The organism is Micromonospora sp. WMMD734, assembly GCF_049178975.1.
Lineage (GTDB): Bacteria > Actinomycetota > Actinomycetes > Mycobacteriales > Micromonosporaceae > Micromonospora > Micromonospora wenchangensis.
On sequence record NZ_JBMHMK010000001.1, the window covers coordinates 6,602,368 to 6,620,737 of the forward strand.

General features: G+C 73.7%; 17 protein-coding genes. 12 read left to right on the forward strand and 5 right to left on the reverse strand.

Annotated elements, in window-relative coordinates; all coding sequences use genetic code 11:
• Positions 1-90: 90 nt before the first annotated feature.
• From ACN267_RS28860 to ACN267_RS28880, 5 genes are all read left to right on the forward strand, one after another.
• The gene (locus ACN267_RS28860; protein ID WP_168222566.1) at positions 91-252 is read left to right on the forward strand and encodes a hypothetical protein; all 162 of its coding nucleotides are present in this window, start codon (positions 91-93) and stop codon (positions 250-252) included.
• Positions 249-3,518 carry a nitrate- and nitrite sensing domain-containing protein gene (locus tag ACN267_RS28865; protein WP_421490068.1) on the forward strand — a complete coding sequence of 1,090 codons (3,270 nt, stop codon included), beginning with the start codon at positions 249-251 and terminating at the stop codon, positions 3,516-3,518. Before ACN267_RS28860 ends, ACN267_RS28865 begins: the two co-directional genes overlap by 4 nt.
• Complete coding sequence (locus ACN267_RS28870) at positions 3,515-3,922, forward strand: roadblock/LC7 domain-containing protein (protein ID WP_030329975.1); 408 nt, start codon at positions 3,515-3,517, stop codon at positions 3,920-3,922. The genes ACN267_RS28865 and ACN267_RS28870 overlap by 4 nt, the downstream gene beginning before the upstream one ends.
• A 92-nt stretch (positions 3,923-4,014) precedes the next feature.
• On the forward strand, positions 4,015-4,377 hold the full coding sequence (locus tag ACN267_RS28875; protein ID WP_088647420.1) for a DUF742 domain-containing protein: 363 nt from the start codon (positions 4,015-4,017) through the stop codon (positions 4,375-4,377).
• A complete protein-coding gene (locus ACN267_RS28880) occupies positions 4,358-4,981 on the forward strand; it encodes a GTP-binding protein (protein ID WP_204957723.1) in 624 nt (207 codons plus the stop codon). The genes ACN267_RS28875 and ACN267_RS28880 overlap by 20 nt, the downstream gene beginning before the upstream one ends.
• A gap of 102 nt (positions 4,982-5,083) precedes the next feature.
• Here ACN267_RS28880 and ACN267_RS28885 read toward each other — a convergent pair whose 3' ends face one another.
• Genes ACN267_RS28885 through ACN267_RS28905 form a run of 5 tightly spaced genes read right to left on the reverse strand, consistent with a single transcriptional unit; the run spans position 5,084 to position 12,723 of the window.
• Positions 5,084-6,172, reverse strand: a complete 1,089-nt coding sequence (locus ACN267_RS28885) for a uroporphyrinogen-III synthase (protein WP_204957724.1) — start codon at positions 6,170-6,172, stop codon at positions 5,084-5,086.
• Positions 6,172-6,519, reverse strand: coding sequence for a nitrite reductase small subunit NirD (gene nirD / locus ACN267_RS28890; RefSeq protein WP_421490069.1), 348 nt, complete (start codon positions 6,517-6,519; stop codon positions 6,172-6,174). Before nirD ends, ACN267_RS28885 begins: the two co-directional genes overlap by 1 nt.
• The gene (gene nirB, locus ACN267_RS28895; RefSeq protein ID WP_421490070.1) at positions 6,516-9,083 is read right to left on the reverse strand and encodes a nitrite reductase large subunit NirB; all 2,568 of its coding nucleotides are present in this window, start codon (positions 9,081-9,083) and stop codon (positions 6,516-6,518) included. Before nirB ends, nirD begins: the two co-directional genes overlap by 4 nt.
• A gap of 29 nt (positions 9,084-9,112) precedes the next feature.
• Positions 9,113-10,546, reverse strand: coding sequence for an FAD-dependent oxidoreductase (locus ACN267_RS28900; protein ID WP_204957727.1), 1,434 nt, complete (start codon positions 10,544-10,546; stop codon positions 9,113-9,115).
• Positions 10,543-12,723: a molybdopterin oxidoreductase family protein gene (locus tag ACN267_RS28905; RefSeq protein ID WP_421490071.1), complete on the reverse strand. Its 2,181-nt coding sequence runs from the start codon at positions 12,721-12,723 to the stop codon at positions 10,543-10,545. Before ACN267_RS28905 ends, ACN267_RS28900 begins: the two co-directional genes overlap by 4 nt.
• A gap of 149 nt (positions 12,724-12,872) precedes the next feature.
• On the opposite strand from ACN267_RS28905, the gene ACN267_RS28910 reads away from it, so the two are divergent.
• From ACN267_RS28910 to glmM, 7 genes are all read left to right on the forward strand, one after another.
• A complete protein-coding gene (locus tag ACN267_RS28910; RefSeq protein WP_204957729.1) occupies positions 12,873-13,571 on the forward strand; it encodes a class I SAM-dependent methyltransferase in 699 nt (232 codons plus the stop codon).
• Positions 13,572-13,640: 69 nt separating this feature from the next.
• A complete protein-coding gene (locus ACN267_RS28915) occupies positions 13,641-13,898 on the forward strand; it encodes a DUF6364 family protein (RefSeq protein ID WP_091241872.1) in 258 nt (85 codons plus the stop codon).
• Complete coding sequence (locus ACN267_RS28920) at positions 13,876-14,181, forward strand: type II toxin-antitoxin system PemK/MazF family toxin (RefSeq protein WP_204957730.1); 306 nt, start codon at positions 13,876-13,878, stop codon at positions 14,179-14,181. Before ACN267_RS28915 ends, ACN267_RS28920 begins: the two co-directional genes overlap by 23 nt.
• A 121-nt stretch (positions 14,182-14,302) precedes the next feature.
• Positions 14,303-15,745: an MFS transporter gene (locus ACN267_RS28925; RefSeq protein WP_281902795.1), complete on the forward strand. Its 1,443-nt coding sequence runs from the start codon at positions 14,303-14,305 to the stop codon at positions 15,743-15,745.
• A 211-nt stretch (positions 15,746-15,956) separates the two neighbouring features.
• Positions 15,957-16,400 (forward strand): 50S ribosomal protein L13, encoded by a 444-nt coding sequence (gene rplM, locus ACN267_RS28930; protein WP_088647410.1) that lies wholly within the window; start codon positions 15,957-15,959, stop codon positions 16,398-16,400.
• A gap of 20 nt (positions 16,401-16,420) precedes the next feature.
• Positions 16,421-16,894, forward strand: a complete 474-nt coding sequence (gene rpsI / locus ACN267_RS28935) for a 30S ribosomal protein S9 (protein ID WP_204957731.1) — start codon at positions 16,421-16,423, stop codon at positions 16,892-16,894.
• 116 nt (positions 16,895-17,010) lie between these two features.
• Positions 17,011-18,366: a phosphoglucosamine mutase gene (gene glmM / locus ACN267_RS28940; protein ID WP_204957732.1), complete on the forward strand. Its 1,356-nt coding sequence runs from the start codon at positions 17,011-17,013 to the stop codon at positions 18,364-18,366.
• Positions 18,367-18,370 lie beyond the last annotated feature (4 nt).

Genomic DNA, 18,370 nt, shown 5'->3' on the forward strand with positions numbered 1-18,370 from the left:
GATATTTACCCATGCTCACTCATCAGAGGCGAACGAACACTCTGGAGTGACATGCCCTGTTCAGGGGTGGCCTGCTCAGCAGGGAAAATGGTGACCAGCGCACTGGTCGACCGATTCCTGTCCGAACGCGGCTTCCCAAACAGGATCTTCTCTGATGAAATCGCGGCCGTGCCGCGCATGGCGCTGTCCGTCGCACCAGGCGCGGGTCGGCGGGTCAGGCGTGTGGAAGATACGACGGAGGCGATGTCGTGAGCACCGGACCGACGACCCTGCCCGAGCCAGGCGAAAGCGCCGGACCCGAACGGGAGCGCCGACTGCCCCGGTTGCGGGATGCGCGCATTCGTTCCAAGCTCGCCCTGATTCTGGTCGTACCGGTAGCCGCGGTCATCGCGTTGGCGACAATCCGACTCGTCTCCACTACCGAGGGTGCGGTCGACGCGACCCAGATCCGGTCACTGACCGCACTGTCCATCGACGTCTCCGCACTGACACAGGATCTGCACAAGGAACGGATGGCGGCCGCCGCCTACCTGGCGAACCCGCAGCTGCGTCCCGACGACTACAACCTGCGGGTGCGGGCCACCGGCGAGCGGATCAACGCGTACCGGGCCGAGCGGGCCGACCTCGGCGAGGTCCCGTCCGCCGTGCGGGACCGGCTCAAGGTGATCGACGACCACCTGCGCACGCTCGACGCGACCCGGCAGGAGGTGCTCGACCGCCGGCAGATGCCCGTCGCCGAGGCCACCCTGCGGTACGGCGTGATCCTCACCGACCTGGTCTCGTACGGCGACACCCTGGCCCAGATGCCCGGCCAGGAGAGCCTGGCGGACGCCCGCCGCGCGGTGGCCGCGTTCAGCCGGGCCAAGTCGGCCGTCGCCGAGGAGGAGGCGGTCGCCTACACCGCGCTGGTCGGCGGACGCCTCGACGAGGAGCAGTTCTCCTCCTTCGTGGCGACCCTGACCAGCCAGCAGGAGGCGCTGCTCGGCTTCTCCCTGGCCGCCGACCCCACCCAGCGTGCGCTGGTCGACAGCGCGGTCTCCGGTGACGCCGTCGGCCTCGCCGACCGGGTGGCCGCCGACATCACCCGCTCGGTCGGGCAGCGCAGCCCGGTCAGCGCCGGCGACGCCAGCGCCGCGATCGGCGCGGTCAACGACCTGATGCGGTGGACCGAGATCCAGCTCCAGGACACCCTGCTCGCCCGCTCCGAGCAGGCCCGCAGCGACGTCATCCAGCAGGCCGTCATCGAGACGGTGCTGGTGCTGCTCACCCTCATCGTCGCGATCACCCTCGCGGTGGTGCTGGCCCGCTCGCTCAACCACTCGCTGCGCCGGCTGCGGGAGGGCGCGCTGTCGGTGGCCAACCACGACCTGCCGGACGCGGTCAAGCGGCTGCAGAACATGGGCAGCGTCGGTGACGGCGGTGTCGAGGAGATCGTCCGTCAGGTGCGGGACCCGATCCGGTTGACCAACCGGGACGAGGTCGGCCAGGTGGCCCTGGCGTTCAACGTCGTGCACCGGGAGGCCGTCCGGGTCGCCGCCGAGCAGGCGGCCCTGCGGACCAGCGTCTCGGCGATGTTCCTCAACCTGGCCCGGCGCAGTCAGACCCTGGTCGACCGGATGATCGGCGAACTGGACGCGATCGAGCGCGGCGAAGAGGACCCGAAGCGGCTCGCCCAGCTCTTCGAGTTGGACCACCTCGCCACCCGGATGCGCCGCAACGACGAGAACCTGCTGGTCCTGGCCGGTGCCGACTCGGCCGTGCCGCGTCGCGACGACGCGCTGCTGGTCGACGTGCTGCGCGCCGCCCAGTCCGAGGTGGAGCTGTACAACCGGATCGAGTTCGGCACCGTCGACACCGACATCTCGGTCGCCGCCCACGCCGTCAACGACGTGGTACGGCTCGTGGCCGAGCTGCTGGACAACGCCACCCGCTTCTCGCCGCCCACCACCACCGTGGTCGCCGACGGCCGGCGCATCCGCGACTACGTGCTGATCCAGATCGAGGACCGGGGACTCGGCCTCACCGACGAGCAGCTCGACTCGCTCAACCGCCGGCTGGCCGCCCCGCCGACCGTGGACGTGGCCGCCTTCCGACTGATGGGTCTGGCCGTGGTCAGCCGGCTCGCCAGCCGGTACGGCATCCGGGTGGAGCTGCGCCGCAACGTCGAGGGCGGCACCGTCGCCCAGGTGACGCTGCCCAACGCCACCGTGGTGCTCCCCGCCCACCGGGGCCGGGACCAGGCGATCAGCCGGCCCCGCCAGCCGCTGGCGGTCGAGCAGCCGCCCGCCCCCGCCGGTCTCGGCGGTGCCCTCAACGGGACCCGCAGCGCGGCGGCGACCCTGACCGACCAGTGGCGCAACACCCCGCCCGCCCCGGCCCCCTGGCAGCCGCCGGTGGATGCCCGGGACACCGCTCCCGCCGTGCAGTTCGGCGGCCCGGTCTCCGCCCCGCCGTTCGCGCCGCTGCCCACCCCGGCGACCGCCGACTCCGGGTTCAACGCCTTCTCCGCCGGCAGCCCCACGGTGGCGAACCCGACCATCGACCCGCTGCCCCGGCGGGCCACACCGGCCGAGCCCGCCCCGGTCCTGCCGGCCGGCCCGGTCGCCGGTGCCGCACCGCACCCGACGGAGTCGTACGGCGCGGGGGCCATGCCGTTCGCCGGCGCACCCGCCGTCACCCCGTACGCCGGGGCGCCCGCCGCCACCCCGTACGCGGGGGCACCGGCGGCGACCCCGTTCGCCCCGGCCGCCGCCGCGTCGTTCGCCCCGGCCGCACCGCCGGCCGCGTACGCCGCTCCCGCCGCGCAGCCGTACACCGCGCCGGCCACCTCGTACACCCCGCCGGCCCCGTCGACGCCGGTGGTGGCCCGCCCGGACCGGCCGGCCGACTCGCCGATCTTCCGGGAGATGGAGGCGGTGTGGTTCCGGTCCCACGGCGACGACGCCACCGCGATCTTCACCCGCCCCCGGTTCGACGAGGAACCGCCGGCCGCGCCGGCCCGCCCGAACGGCGCGACCGCGCCGTCGCGCCCGCCGCTGCCCACCCGGGTGCCGACCGCACCGACCGCCGCCGGCACGCCTACCGTCACGCCGGCACCCCCGGAGGCGCCAGCCGCCCCGGCGGCCCCGGAAGCGCCAGCCGCCCCGGGTCCCGTACCGCCCGCCGCCACCGCGTCGCCGGCCTACGGCACAACCCCGCCGGCCGCCCCCGAGGCCCCGCCGACCGGGCCGGAAACCGATCCCGACGCGTGGCGGACGGCGGCCGACGAGGGCTGGACCCGGGCCAGCCAGGCGGCCGAGCCCGCCAACGCCGGCACCACCCGGTCCGGCCTGCCCAAGCGGGTGCCCCAGGCGCAGCTCGTGCCCGGCGGGATCGAGCCGAAGAGCGGCCGGGACCGTAGCCGCCGCACCCCCGACGAAGTACGCGGCCTGCTCTCGGCCTACCACCGCGGCGTCCAGCGCGGTCGTACGGCGGGTGCGGACCTCAACAGCACCTCGACCAAGGAGACGAACCGATGAACAGGCCAGCTGCCATGCAGGACATGGGTTGGCTGCTCACCAACTTCGCCGACAGCGTGGCGGGTATCGCCCACGTGGTGGCGGTGTCCGCGGACGGGCTGCTGCTCGCCTCCTCGCGGGACCTGCCCGCCGACCGGGCCGACCAGCTCGCGGCGATCACCTCCGGCGTGGTGAGTCTGACCGAGGGTGCCGCCCGGATGTTCAGCGCCGGCGGGGTGCTGCAGACAGTGATCGAGATGGACAGCGGCTACCTGTTCCTGATGTCGATCAGCGACGGCTCGTCGATGGCGGTGCTCGCCGCCCGCAGCTGTGACGTGGGTCAGGTCGGCTACGAGATGGCGCTGCTGGTCGAGCGGGTGGGCGCGGCGCTGGTGCCGCTGCCCCGGGACGCCGTGCGCTCGTAGCCACGGTCGGCGGGTGGGCCGGGCGCGACCGCGTCCGGCCCGAGTGACGAAGCATCCGGGCCCGGTCCCGGGCGGGAGGAGGTGATCGAGGGATGGACCCCAGGCGGGACCCACGTGGAGCGCTGGTACGTCCGTACGCGGTCACCCGGGGCCGCACCGAACCGAGCCGGGACATCGCGTTGGAGGCGGTGCTCAGCTCCAACGCGACCCAGGTGGCCGAGTCCCGTTTCGCCGGACACGACAAGTACCGCATCGCCACCGTCTGCGAGGGTCGGGCGCAGTCGCTGGCGGAGATCGCCGCGTACACCCGGATGCCGCTGGGCGTCGCCCGGGTGCTGATCGCCGACCTGGTCGCCGACGGTCTGCTCACGCTACACACTGCCGCTCCCGCCGAGGGGTTCGAGGAGCGGATGGAAATCCTTGGAAGGGTGCTAAGTGGACTTCGCAGGCTATGACCCCGCCGGGTCGCGCCAGAGCCGGGGAATCGTCTCCGCGAAGATCGTGGTCGCGGGTGGCTTCGGCGTGGGCAAGACGACCCTGGTCGGGGCGATCTCCGAGATCACTCCGCTGACCACAGAGGCGCTGATGACCGCCGCCGGTGTCGGCATCGACGACCCGTCGAAGGTGCCAGGCAAGGAGACCACCACGGTCGCCATGGACTTCGGCCGGATCACCATGGCGCAGGACCTGATCCTGTACCTGTTCGGCACCCCCGGCCAGACCCGGTTCTGGTTCATGTGGGACGAGATCATCAGGGGTGCGGTGGGTGCCGCCGTCCTGGTGGACACCCGCCGGATCACCGACGCCTTCGCCCCGCTCGACTACTTCGAGAACCGCAAACTCCCGTACGTGGTCGCGCTGAACCGGTTCGACGGCTCGGACCTGTACGAGCCGGACGAGGTCCGGGAGGCGCTGGCCATCTCGGCGGACGTGCCGCTGGTGATGTGCGACGCCCGGGACCGTGAGTCGGTCAAGCAGGTGCTGGTGACGGTGGTGGAGCACGCCATGATCAGGCTCCAGGCGGAGCACGGCCGGGGCTTCCCCACCCCGGTGGGCTGAGCCGACCCGTGACCACCCGGCCCGCCCCTCCGTGTGACGGTGGGGCGGGCCGTCGCGTTCCACGCCCGCCACCCGGTCCGCGTCCACCGTTACGGGTCCGGGTCACTCCACCCGTAGCCGGTAGCCGCGCTTGACCACGGTCTGCACCACCCGGGGTGCCCGCAGCCCCACCCGCAGCCGGGCCACCGCCATCTCCACCGCGTGCTCATCGGCCCCGCGGGGCAGCGTGCGCAGCAGTTCGGTCCGGGACAGCACCCGGCCGGGTCGGGTGGCCAGCGCCCGCAGCACCGCCATCGGGGCGGGGGCCAGCGGGCGCAGTTCACCGTCGATGACGGCGGCGTGCCCGCGCAGGGTCAGCAGGTGTCCGGCCGCCTTCACGGTGACGGTACGGCGGGGCAGTTCGTCCACGATGGTGCGGACCAGTGCGCCGAGCCGGGCGCGGCTCGGCGCACTGACCGGCACCCCCCGCCGGACCAGGGGTTCGGCGGTGACCGCGCCGACGCAGCTGACCAGCACGTCCCCGCGCAGCGCGGCGAGCACCGCCTCGGTGCGATCCCCGGCGGCGCGCAGCAGCGCCTCCGCCGCCGCGGCGGAGGTGAAGGTGACGGCGTCGACCAGCCGGCCGGCGACCAGGTCGATCAGCCGGTGCAGCGGGGCCGGATCGGTCGGCGGGGCCCACCGGTAGACGGGCACCTCGATCACGGTGGCGCCGGCCGCCTCCAGCGCCTCGGTGCACTCCGGCTGCCGGTCGCCGTGCAGCTGCATGGCGATCACCTGCCCGGCCACCCCGCGCCGGCACAGGTGCTCCACCACCTCCTCGCAGCTCTCCGAGGCCGGCGACCACTGGTCGTGCAGGCCGGCGGCCCGGATCGCGCCGCGCGCCTTGGGGCCGCGGGCCACCACGTAGGCCCGGGACAGCACGTTCTTCAGCGGCTCGGCCAACCCCCAGCCCTCGGCCGCCTCCAGCCAGCCGCGCATGCCGATGCCGGTGTTGGCCATCAGCACGTCCGGTGGCCGGTCCAGGCAGGCCCGGGTGGCGTCCCGCAGGTCGGTGTCGTCGGACAGCGGCACGATCCGCAGGGCCGGGGCGAGCACCACCCGGGCACCGCGCCGCTCCAGCAACGCGGCCAGTTCGTCGCGTCGCCGGTCGGCGGTCACCCCGATGGTGAAGCCGGCCAGTTCGTCCCGCATCACTCCTCCTGTCGCAGCCGCACCTCGACCAGGCCGTCCCGGCAGCGGACGTCGTACCGGGGCAGGGTCACCCCGGGCATGTCCAGGCAGAGCCCGGTTCGCAGGTCGTACACCTGCTTGTGCAGGGGGGAGGCGACGGTGGGCACCCCGCCCCGGCTGCCGACGATGCCCCGCGACATGACGTACGCGCCGCTGAGCGGGTCGAGGTTGTCGACCGCGAACAGCTCGTCGTCGATCCGGAAGATCGCCACCTGGACGCCGCCGACCAGGGCGGCGACGCCCCGTTCGGGTTCCAGCCGCTGCAGTGGGCAGACCGGGGTCCAGGCGGCGGTGACGGTGTCGCTCATCGCCGCACCTCCGGCAGGCCCAGGACGACCGGCTGCCGGCGTCGGGCGGGTGCCCCGTCGGGTGGCGTGCCGCCATCGGGTGGCGCGGTCCCAACGGGACGGGTGTCGCGCGTCGGCACCGGCTGGCCGCGTTCCACGGCGAAGGTGATCGACGGGTCCGGCACGTCGGGGGCGTTGACGAACGAGGTGAACCGGCGCAGCCGGTCGGGGTCGTCGAGCACGTCCCGCCACTCGTCGGAGTAGGAGGTGACGTGTCGGGCCATCGCCGCGTCGAGTTCGGCGCAGAGCCCCAGCGAGTCGTCGACGATCACCGAGCGGAGGTGTTCCAGGCCGCCGTCCATCGCCTCGATCCAGGCGGAGGTGCGTTGCAGCCGGTCGGCGGTGCGGACGTAGAACATCAGGAACCTGTCGATGAGGGTGATCAGTTCCTCGGTGCCCAGGTCGGTGGCGAACAGGTCGGCGTGCCGGGGCCGGAAGCCGCCGTTGCCGCCGAGGTAGAGGTTCCAGCCGGTGTCGGTGGCGATGATGCCGAAGTCCTTGCTGCGCGCCTCGGCGCACTCCCGGGCGCAGCCGGAGACGGCGGACTTGAGCTTGTGCGGGGCGCGCAGACCCCGGTAGCGCAGTTCCAGTGCGACGGCCAGGCCGACCGAGTCCTGCACGCCGTAGCGGCACCAGGTCTCGCCGACGCAGGACTTCACCGTGCGCAGCGACTTGCCGTACGCGTGGCCGGACTCGAAGCCGGCGTCGACCAGCCGCCGCCAGATCTGCGGTAGCTGCTCGACCCGCGCGCCGAACAGGTCGATCCGCTGCCCGCCGGTGATCTTGGTGTAGAGCTGGAAGTCGCGGGCCACCTCACCGATCACGATGAGCTTGTCCGGGGTGATCTCGCCGCCCGGGATCCGGGGCACCACCGAGTAGCTGCCGTCGCGTTGCAGGTTGGCCAGGAAGTGGTCGTTGGTGTCCTGCAACGACGCCTGCTCGCCGTCGAGCACGTGCCCGGTGCCCAGCGAGGCCAGGATCGAGGCCACCACCGGCTTGCAGACGTCACACCCCCGGCCCCGGCCGTGTTCGGCGACGAGCTGCGAGAACGTCCGGATACCGCGGACCCGGACGATGTCGAACAACTCCTGCCGGCTGGCGTCGAAGTGCTCGCACAGGGCGGTGGACTGCTGCACCCCGGCCGCGTCGAGCAGAGACTTGAGCATCGGCACGCAGGAGCCGCAGCTCGTCCCGGCCCGGGTGCACGCCTTCAACGCCGGCACGTCGCAAGCCCCGCCGGCGATCGCCGCGTCGATGTCGTCCCGGGTCACCGCGTTGCACGAGCAGACCTGCGCCGCGCCGGGCAGCGCGGTCACCCCGCCGCCGCCCTCGCCGGCCGGGGCCAGCAGTGCCAGCGGGGGAGCGGGCAGCGGCCCACCGACGCTGGCCCGCAGCGTCGGATAGGCGCTCGCGTCCCCGACCAGCACCCCACCGAGCAGCGTCCGTGCGTCGTCGGAGAGCACCAGCTTCGCGTACGAACGGGTGGCCGGGTCGGTGAACGTGACGTCCAGGCAGCCAGGGGTGGTGCCGTGGGCGTCGCCGAACGAGGCCACGTCGACGCCGAGCAGCTTGAGTTTGGTGGCGCTGTCCGCGCCGGGGAAGGTGGCCGCGCCACCGAGCAGCCGGTCGGCGACCACCTCGGCCATCGCGTACCCGGGGGCGACCAGGCCGTGACAGGTGCCGTCGACGGCGGCGCACTCGCCGACCGCCCAGATCCGCTCGTCGTCGCTGCGGCAGGCCCCGTCGACCAGCACTCCGCCGCGGGGGCCCAGCGGCAGACCGGCGGCGCGGGCCAGCTCGTCGCGGGGCCGGATGCCGGCGGCCACCACGACCAGGTCGGCGTCGACCGTGCCGCCGTCGGAGAGGTCCAGCGCGGCGACCGTGCCGTCCGGGCCGGGCCGCAGCGCGGTGGTGCCCACCCCGAGGTGGGTGGTGACGCCCAGTTCCTCGACGTAGCGGCGCAGCATCGCCCCGCCCGCCTCGTCGACCTGCACCGGCATCAGCCGGGGTGCGAACTCCACCACGTGGGTCCGCAACCCCAGCAGGCGCAGCGCGTTGGCGGCCTCCAGCCCGAGCAGGCCACCACCGATGACCGCCCCGGTGGATCGGCCCCGGGCGTGCGCCCGGATCGCCGCCAGGTCGTCGAGGGTGCGGTAGACGAAGACGCCGGGCAGGTCGGTGCCGGTCACCGGCGGGACGAACGGGTACGACCCGGTGGCCAGCACCAGCGCGTCGTACGGGTGCTCGGCAGTTGCGGTGGTCACCACCCGCCGGCGGCGGTCGATCCCGGTGACCGGGTCGCCGAGGCGCAGTTCCACCCCGTCGTCGGGGGTGTGCAGGTTCAGTTCCTCGGCGCTGACCCCGTCGAAGAACGCGGACAGCCGCACCCGGTCGTAGGCCGGGCGGGACTCCTCGGCGAGCACCGTCAGCTGCCACCGCCGGTCGTGGTCGCGGGCGCGCAGCGCCTCGACGAACCGCTGGCCGACCATGCCGTTGCCGACGACGACCAATCGTTGACGGGTCATCGGTTCACCTCCTTGTGGTGTCGTCACGGTCATCGGGTCGTCCCCACCGAGTCCGCCTCGGACAGCCAGTCGACGATCCCGCCGACGGCCTGCCGGCAGCCACCGCAGCCGGTTCCGGCCCGGGTCGCGGCGACCACCTCGTCGACCGTCCGGGCCCCGGAGCGCCAGCAGCGGACCAGGGTGCCCTTGTCGACGTCGTTGCACTGGCAGACGGTCGCCGCGTCCGGCATCAGCGCCGGGGAGGCGACGGGGGCGGCGGGAGCGCCGAGTGACCGGCCGAGCAGCAGTGCCCGCCGGTCGGTGGGGACCGGGGCGCCCCGGTCGAAGAGCTGCACCACCGTTCCGACCGACGGGTTGTCGCCGAGCAGGATCGCGCCGGTGAGCCGGTCGTGGTGGATGCGCAGCCGGGCGTACGTCCCCCGGGCCGGGTCGCTGAAGGTCAGCTCCTCACCGGGGCCGCCGGCCGGGTCGCCCATCGCGGCCAGGTCGATCCCGGCGGCCTTGAGCCGGGTGACCACCGGCCGGGGCCGGTAGCGGGCGGCGGGGTCCTCGCCGGTGAGCAGCCGGGCCACCACCCGGGCCTGCGCCCAGGCGGGTGCGACCAGCCCGGTCGGGCCCGTGCCGGGCGGGCGGGCACAGTCGCCGATCGCCGAGATCGCCTCGTCGTCGGTGCGCAGCCGGTCGTCGACCTGCACCCCCCGGTCGACGGTCAGCCCGGCGGCGGTGGCCAGGCCGGTGTCGGGGCGCACCCCGCAGGAGAGCACCAGCAGGTCGGCGTGCAGGGCGGTGCCGTCGGCCAGGTCGAGCCGGACCCCGTCGGGGTCGGCGGCCAGCCCGGTCGCCGGGACGCCCAGCCGGGTGGCGACGCCGAGCCCGGCCAACGTGCCGGCGAGCACCGCGCCGGCGGCCGGGTCGAGCTGCCGTTCCATCAGGTACGGGTGGGGGTGGACCACGGTCACCGCGAGCCCCCGGGCGGCGAGGCCACGGGCCGCCTCCAGGCCGAGCAGCCCCCCGCCGAGCACCAGCGCGGTGCGCGCCGACCGGGCGGTGGCCAGGATCCGGCGGCAGTCGGCCAGGGTACGGAAGACGGCCACCCGGGGCGGCAGGGCGGCCGGGTCGAGGCCGGCCAGCGGGGGCACCACCGCCCGGCTGCCGGTGGCCAGGACCAGGTGGTCGTAGTCGAGGTCGCCGTCGGGGGTGCGCACCGTGCGGGCGGCCCGGTCGATGGCGGTGACGGTCGCGCCGGTCCGCACGTCGGTGCCCTGCCCGGCGACCTCGGCCAGCTCCACGTCGGGCTCGTCGACCTTGCCGGCGAGCAGCGTGGACAGCATGATCCGGTTGTACGCCCGGTGCGGTTCCGCCCCGAGCACGGTGACCTTGCGGTCCCCGTTGCGGGCGTGCAGTTCGGTGGCGAGCCGGGCGCCGGCCATGCCGTACCCGACGATCACGATGTGGCCGGTCATGCCCGCTCCACCCGGACCGCGCAGATCTTGAACTCGGGCATTCCGGAGACCGGGTCGAGGGCGTCGTTGGTGACCGAGTTGGCGCGGGCCGCACCGGGCCAGTGGAACGGGGCGAAGACGGTGTCCGGCCGGATGGTCGGGCTGAGCCGGGCCGGTGCCCGCAGCTCACCGCGGCGGGAGGCGACCCGTACCTCGTCGCCGTCGTCGACGCCGAGCCGGGCGGCCAGGTCGGGGTGCAGCTCGACGAAGCCGTGCGGGGCGGCCCGGCGCAGCGCGTCGACCCGTCGGGTCTGGGTGCCGGACTGGTACTGGGCGAGCACCCGCCCGGTGGTGAAGTGCAGCGGATAGTCGGCGCAGACCGGCTCGGCCGCCGGCCGGTGCCGGACCGCGTGGAACCGGGCCCGGCCGGTCGGGGTGGGGAACGTGTCGGCGAAGAGCCGGGGGGAGTCGGGTCCGTCCGGGTCGGGGCACGGCCAGAAGACCCCGTCGGCGGATTCGATCCGTTCCCAGCTCACCCCGGCGTAGTCGGCGACGCCACCGGCGGAGGCCCGGCGCAGCTCGGCGAAGACCACCCTCGGGTCGGTGGGGAAGCGCTCCGGCGTGGTCACCGGGGCCGGACCGTCCGCCGCCCCGGCCGGACCGGTCCCCGGGCCGGCCGGCACCGGGTCGGTGTCGTCGAGGCGGGCGGCGAGGTCGGCGAGGACCGCCAGGTCGGTACGGACGCCGGGGGGTGGTTCGCGCAGCGCCCGGCGGCGCAGCACCCGACCCTCCAGATTGGTCATCGTGCCGTCCTCCTCGGCCCATTGGGCCACCGGGAGCACCACATCGGCGAGCTCGGCCGTCTCGGAGCGCAGGAAGTCGGCCACCACCAGCAGGTCGAGCCCGCGCAGCCGGGACTCGACCCGGGCGGCGCGGGGGGCGGAGACCACCGGGTTGGAGCCGAAGACCAGCAGCGCGCGGGGGCCGTCGGGGGTGCCGAGCGAATCGAGCAGCTGGTAGGCGGGCACTCCGGGGCCGGGCAGCTCGGCCGGGTCGACGCCCCAGACCCCGGCGACGTGCGCGCGGGCGGCCGGATCGTCGATCTTGCGGTAGCCGGGGAGCTGGTCGGCCTTCTGGCCGTGCTCGCGTCCGCCCTGGCCGTTGCCCTGGCCGGTGAGGCAGCCGTACCCGGAGTGTGGGCGGCCGGGCAGGCCGAGGGCGAGGGCGAGGTTGACGTAGGCGCTGACCGTGTCGACGCCCTTGGCGTGCTGTTCGGCGCCCCGTGCGGTGAGGATGATCGCCGAGGCGGCGGTGCCGAGCGCGCGGGCGGTCGCCTCCAGGTCGGCCACCGGAATCCCGGAGAGCCGTTCCACCTCGGCCGGCCAGTACTCGGCGACGGTACGGCGGACCGCGTCGAAGCCCTCGGTGCGGGCGGCGACGTAGTCCCTGTCGATCAGTCCCTCGGTGAGCGCGATGTGCAGCAGCGCGTTGGCGACCGCGAGGTCGGTGCCGGGCAGCGGTTGCAGGTGCAGGTCGGCCTGGCGGGCGGTGGCGGTGAGCCGGGGGTCGACGACGATCAGCCGGCCGCCCCGGGCCCGCTGGTCGGTCACGTGCCGCATCAGTGGCGGCATGGTCTCGGCCGGGTTCGCCCCGACCAGCAGCAGGGTGTCGGTGCGGCCCAGGTCGGTCAGCGGGAACGGCAGCCCCCGGTCGACGCCGAAGGCGCGCAGCCCGGCCGCCGCGGCGGAGGACATGCACCACCGGCCGTTGTAGTCGATGTACCGGGTGCGCAGCGCCACCCGAGCGAACTTGCCGAGGGCGTACGCCTTCTCGTTGGTGAGCCCGCCGCCGCCGAAGACGGCGACCGCGTCCCGCCCGTGGGTCCGCTGGACGGTGCGCAGCCCGTCGGCGATCCGGTCCAGCGCGACCTGCCAGCTGGCCGGCCGCAGCTCGCCCGACGGGTCACGGACCAGCGGGGTGGTCAACCGGTCGGGGTGGTCGAGCAGGTCGGCGGCGGTCCAGCCCTTCTGGCACAACCCGCCCCGGTTGGTGGGGAACTGTCGGGGCTGGACCTCGGTCCGGCCGTCGTCGGTGTCCCGCAGGACCATGCCGCACTGGAGTGCGCAGTACGGGCAGTGCGTCCCCACTTCCCGGGGTGGGGGCCCCGTTCGTGTCGCGGCGCGTGCACCGTCTGTCATGTCCGCAAAGCGTGCCGCCGGGCGGTTTCCGACTGGGGTCCCTTCTGTTTCGGTCCTGTCAAGAGCGGTTCACACCGCACGGGTGCATCGGACCGGTCGGTGGGGTCTATAATATGAGACAGATTTCCTAATATTTGGGAGGACGGATCATGGACGTGACGGCGGCCTTCGATGCGGTGGCGGGCTCCTACGATCAGGCCCGCCGTCGGCTCGTCCCCTGCTTCGACGACTTCTACGGCACTGCCGTCGAGGTTGCCGCCCCACCGCTGCGGGCCGCGTCCGCCGCCGGCCGTACCCCCGAGGTGCTCGACCTGGGCGCCGGCACCGGGCTGCTCTCGCTGCTGCTCACCGCGGCGCTGCCCGGGGTGCGGGTGACCCTGGTCGACGGGGCCGCCCGGATGCTCGCGGTGGCCGGCGACGGGCTGACCGCCCGGGGGGTGGCGCACCGCACCGTCGTGGCCGACCTGGCCGACCCGCTGCCCGCCGGCCGGTACGACGCGGTGGTCTCCGCGCTGGCCGTGCACCACCTCGACGACGACGGCAAGCGCGCCCTCTACCGGCGGGCGGCCGACGCGCTCGTCCCCGGCGGGGTGTTCGTCAACGCCGAGCAGGTGGCCGGCCCCACCCCGACGCTGGACCGCCGCTACGACGACGTCTGGCTGGCGCAGACCGCCGCCCGCGGGTCGGACGCCGACGAGATCGCCGCCGCCCGGCAGCGGATGCGGCACGACCGCCCGGCGTCGGTGACCGACCAGTGCCGGTGGCTTGTCGACGCCGGCCTGGTCGACGTGGACTGCTTCTACAAGGCGTGGCGGTTCGCCGTCTTCGGCGGACGCCGGCCGGCCTGACCCGACCGTCGGTGCGACGGTCGGGTCATGGGGATGACCTGTGGTCATACCAGGGGTAGGATCGACGGCATGACTGCCAAGGTGACCCTCTCGTTCTCGGACGAGACGATCGAGGAGGCCCGCCGGTTCGCCAAACGGGAGGGCCTGTCCCTCTCCGCCTGGATGGACCAGGCCGCCCGGGAGAAGGCCCTGCGGGAGGTGTTCACCGCGCACGCCGAGGCGGTCGGTCGGGCCGGGCTCGACCTGGAATCCGCCGCCCTCGCCGACGCCCGTGAGGTGGGGATGGTCGCCGACGTGCTCTTCGGTGGTCGCCCGCGTGCTGCGTAGGGGAGAGGTCTGGCGCATCGAGGGCGCCCGGGAACGGCTCGGCCTGGTGATCAGCTCCGACGTCTACAACTCCACCGACGTGCCGATCGTGATCGTCGCCGAGGTGGTCGAGACCGCGCTGCTGCGCGACTCCCCGCTCGCCGTGCCGATGGGTGGCAACGTGGTCATGCCCGACCGGCTGTCCGCGCCGATGAAGAAGTGGTTCACCGAGTGCGTGGACGTCGCCGACACCGAGACCATGCAGCGGGTGACCCGCGCGTTGCGCATCCTCCAGGAGCTCTGACCACCTCACCGCAGGTTTCCGGGCGACGTGCGATTCCCGTTTCCGGAACGACCCAGCCGGGCCACCGCCGGGAAACCGGCACTGCCTACCATCCTCCTCACATCGATGAGGAGGAATCGCCGTGAGCGCGCTCGCCAGCAGCAGCAACCCCGCCGCCGACCCGCCGGGCGTCACCGACGCGCCGCCGGAGGTCGACCCGTCGACAGCCGCCGGCCCGCCGGCCGACCGGGGGGCCGGACGCCGCCACCGGCTCGACGACTGGCGTCCCGAGGACCCCACCTTCTGGCGGACGACCGGAGCTCCGATCGCCCGCCGTAACCTCTGGGTGTCGATCTTCGCCGAGCACGTCGGCTTCTCGGTGTGGAGCCTCTGGTCGGTCACCGTGCTCTTCCTCGGCCCGGCCTACGGCATCGACCCGGCGGGCAAGTTCCTGCTCACCGCCGTACCGGCCGCGCTGGGTGCGGTGCTGCGGCTGCCGTACACCCTGGCCGTGGCCCGCTTCGGCGGGCGGAACTGGACCATCGTCAGCGCGCTGCTGCTGCTCCTGCCGGCGGTGCCGATGACGGTGCTGCTGGAGCCGGGGGTGTCCTATACCACGCTGATGGTGCTGGCCTGCCTCACCGGGGTGGGCGGGGGCAACTTCGCCTCGTCGATGGCGAACATCAACCTGTTCTTCCCCGACCGGCTCAAGGGCCGCGCGCTCGGGCTCAACGCCGGCGGCGGCAACCTCGGCGTACCGGCGGTGCAACTGGTCGGGCTGGCGGTGCTGGCCACCGCCGGGGCCGCGTACCCCCGGCTGGTGCCGGCGGTCTACCTGCCGCTGATCGTGCTGGCCGCGCTCGCCGCCGCCCGCTGGCTGGACAACATCCCGGACGCCCACAACGAGCCCGGCGCGCTGCGCGAGGCCGCCCGCGACCGGCACACCTGGGTGATGTCCCTGCTGTACGTGGGCACCTTCGGCTCGTTCATCGGCTTCGGTTTCGCCTTCGGTCAGGTGCTCCAGCTCCAGTTCGCCGAGCGGTTCCCCACCCCGGTCGACGCGGCCTGGCTGACCTTCCTCGGACCACTGATCGGTTCGCTGATCCGGCCCGTCGGCGGGCAGCTCGCCGACCGGCTCGGCGGGGCCCGGGTGACCTTCTGGAACTTCGTGGCGATGGCCGTCGGCGCCAGCCTGGTGCTCTTCGCCGCCCGGGAGCGGTCGTTCCCGCTCTACCTGACCGGGTTCCTGTCGCTGTTCGTCTTCTCCGGCATCGGCAACGGGTCGACGTACAAGATGATCCCGGCGATCTTCCGGGCCCGCGCGACGGCCGAGGCGGAGCTGACCGGCGACCCGGTCGCCGCCCAGCGTCGGGCCCGGCGGCTCTCCGGGGCCCTGATCGGCATCGCCGGGGCGGTCGGCGCCTCGGGTGGGGTGCTGGTGAACGTGGCCTTCCGGCAGTCCTTCCTCGCCTCGGGCAACGCCGACGCCGCCTATCTGGCCTTCATCGGGTGGTACGCGCTCTGTTTCGTGGTGACCTGGACGGTCTACCTGCGGCCCGGCCCGGGTAGGCTCACCGGGGTGTGACCCTGGTCATGCGGGAAAACCGCAGGCCACGCCGGTCGACCCCCCGTTTTGACCAGCTGACGGGGCGGCGGGTATCGTTGCCTGCTGTTGTACGACATCCAGAGGCGTGCCGCTCAGGTACGCTTGGTCGTTCGTGCGCGCTGGTCCGGCCGGGAAGCCTCTGGTCACCTCGGCGCGCGACCCCAGACCGACGACGAGACAAGGTAGACCTGTGCGTACGTACAGCCCGAAGCCGGGTGAGATCGAGCGTCAGTGGCACGTTATCGACGCCTCTGATGTCGTGCTGGGCCGCCTGGCCACCCACGCCGCCACGCTGCTGCGCGGCAAGCACAAGCCGACTTTCGCGCCGCACGTCGACACGGGCGACTTCGTCGTCATCGTGAACGCGGGCAAGGTGGCGCTGACCGGCAACAAGCGGCAGACCAAGGTCGCCTACCGGCACTCCGGTTACCCGGGCGGCCTCAAGCAGGTCGGCTACGAGGAGCTGCTGACCAAGCGGCCCGAGCGGGCGATCGAGCTGGCCGTGAAGGGCATGCTCCCGCACAACAAGCTGGGCCGTCAGCTGATCAAGAAGCTGAAGGTCTACGCCGGCGCCGAGCACCCGCACCTGGCGCAGCAGCCGGTGCCGTTCGAGATCAAGCAGATCGCGCAGTGAGCGAGGGCGAAGGAAACAGCATGACCGACATCACCGAGACCGAGGTTGCCGCGGAAGCCCCCGAGGCCACCGAGGCGCCCGCGCCCGTCGCCCGCGCGCCGCGTGGTGACCGCCCGATCCAGACCGTCGGCCGCCGCAAGGAGGCCATCGTCCGGGTCCGCATCGTCCCCGGCAGCGGCAAGATCACCTGCAACGGCCGCGACCTTGAGGCCTACTTCCCGAGCAAGGTGCACCAGCAGCTCATCAAGGACCCGCTGGTCACCGCCGAGAAGCCCGAGGCGTTCGACGTCATCGCCAACCTGCGTGGCGGCGGCACCACCGGCCAGGCCGGTGCGCTGCGGCTGGCCATCGCCCGCGCGCTGATCGTCAGCGAGCCGGACGACCGTCCGGCGCTGAAGAAGGCCGGTTTCCTCACCCGGGACGCCCGGGTCAAGGAGAGCAAGAAGTACGGTCTCAAGAAGGCCCGTAAGGCACCCCAGTACTCGAAGCGCTGATCATCGACAGCGCGTTGTACTTCTGACGGACGGCCGGGTCCGCCTCCCCCAGCGGGGAGGTGGCCCGGCCGTTCCGTTTGCTCCACTCATCGCAGTCGCACCGGAGGTTGGCGGGTATGGGTCGGTTGTTCGGCACGGACGGCGTACGCGGGCGGGCGAACGTCGACCTCACCCCGGAACTGGCGCTCGCGGTGGCCGTGGCCGCCGCGCACACGCTGGCCGAGTCGGACCGCAGCCACCCGCCGCTGGCGGTGGTCGGCCGGGACACCCGGGCCAGCGGCGAGATGCTGGAGGCCGCCGTGGTCGCCGGCCTCACCAGCGCCGGGGCCAGCGTGGTCCGGGTCGGCGTGCTGCCCACCCCCGCCGTGGCGTTCCTGACCGCCGAGGCCAAGGCCGACCTGGGCGTGATGCTCTCCGCCTCGCACAACCCGATGCCGGACAACGGGATCAAACTGTTCGCCGCCGGCGGGCACAAACTGCCCGACGAGATCGAGCTGCGGATCGAGGCCGCCGTCGAGGCGAACGCCACCACCGCCTGGGACCGCCCGGTCGGTGCCGGCGTCGGCCGGGTGCACGACCTGCTCGACGGTGCCGACCACTACGTGCAGCACCTCGTCGGCACCGTGCCGCACCGCCTCGACGGGATCAAGGTGGTGGTCGACTGCGCCAACGGCGCCGCCGCCGAGGTCGCCCCGGTGGCCTACCGGGAGGCGGGTGCCGAGGTCATCGCGATCCACGCCGAGCCGGACGGCCTCAACATCAACGACGAGTGCGGTTCCAACCACCTCGACGGCCTGCGGGCCGCCGTGGTCGAGCACGGTGCGCACCTGGGCCTTGCCCACGACGGCGACGCGGACCGCTGCGTCGCCGTCGACGCCGACGGCGCGGAGGTCGACGGCGACGAGCTGATGGCGATCCTCGCGCTGGCCCTGCGCGACGCCGGCGAGCTGACCCGGGACACCCTGGTCGCCACCGTGATGAGCAACCTCGGCCTGCGGCTGGCCATGTCCGCGCAGGGCATCCGGCTGGTCGAGACCAAGGTCGGCGACCGGTACGTGCTGGAGGAACTGCGCGCCTCCGGCCTCGCCCTCGGCGGCGAGCAGAGCGGACACCTCGTCATGCCCGCGCACGCCACCACCGGCGACGGGGTGCTCACCGGCCTGCACCTGATGGCCCGGATGGCCGCCACCGGCCGGTCCCTGGCCGAGCTGGCCTCGGTGGTCACCAAGCTGCCGCAGGTGCTGATCAACGTGCCGGTCGGGGACCGTACCGTCGGTGCCACCGCGCCCGCCGTCGCGGCCGAGGTCGAACGGGCCGAGGCCGAGCTGGGGGAGACCGGTCGGGTGCTGCTGCGCCCGTCAGGCACCGAACCGCTGGTCCGGGTGATGGTGGAGGCCGGCACCGAGGAGACCGCCCGGTCGGTGGCCGAACGGATCGCCGAGCAGGTCCGCAGCGCCAGCCCCGCCAGCTGACCGG

Bases quoted from the DNA above. Each gene is read 5' to 3' on its own strand.
- ACN267_RS28870 (WP_030329975.1), top strand. From the start codon at position 3,515: ATGAACAGGCCAGCTGCCATGCAGGACATGGGTTGGCTGCTCACCAAC.
- ACN267_RS28875 (WP_088647420.1), top strand. From the start codon at position 4,015: ATGGACCCCAGGCGGGACCCACGTGGAGCGCTGGTACGTCCGTACGCG.
- ACN267_RS28885 (WP_204957724.1), bottom strand. From the start codon at position 6,172: ATGCGGGACGAACTGGCCGGCTTCACCATCGGGGTGACCGCCGACCGG.
- nirD (WP_421490069.1), bottom strand. From the start codon at position 6,519: ATGAGCGACACCGTCACCGCCGCCTGGACCCCGGTCTGCCCACTGCAG.
- nirB (WP_421490070.1), bottom strand. From the start codon at position 9,083: ATGACCCGTCAACGATTGGTCGTCGTCGGCAACGGCATGGTCGGCCAG.
- ACN267_RS28900 (WP_204957727.1), bottom strand. From the start codon at position 10,546: ATGACCGGCCACATCGTGATCGTCGGGTACGGCATGGCCGGCGCCCGG.
- ACN267_RS28905 (WP_421490071.1), bottom strand. From the start codon at position 12,723: ATGACAGACGGTGCACGCGCCGCGACACGAACGGGGCCCCCACCCCGG.
- ACN267_RS28910 (WP_204957729.1), top strand. From the start codon at position 12,873: ATGGACGTGACGGCGGCCTTCGATGCGGTGGCGGGCTCCTACGATCAG.
- ACN267_RS28915 (WP_091241872.1), top strand. From the start codon at position 13,641: ATGACTGCCAAGGTGACCCTCTCGTTCTCGGACGAGACGATCGAGGAG.
- rpsI (WP_204957731.1), top strand. From the start codon at position 16,421: ATGACCGACATCACCGAGACCGAGGTTGCCGCGGAAGCCCCCGAGGCC.
- glmM (WP_204957732.1), top strand. From the start codon at position 17,011: ATGGGTCGGTTGTTCGGCACGGACGGCGTACGCGGGCGGGCGAACGTC.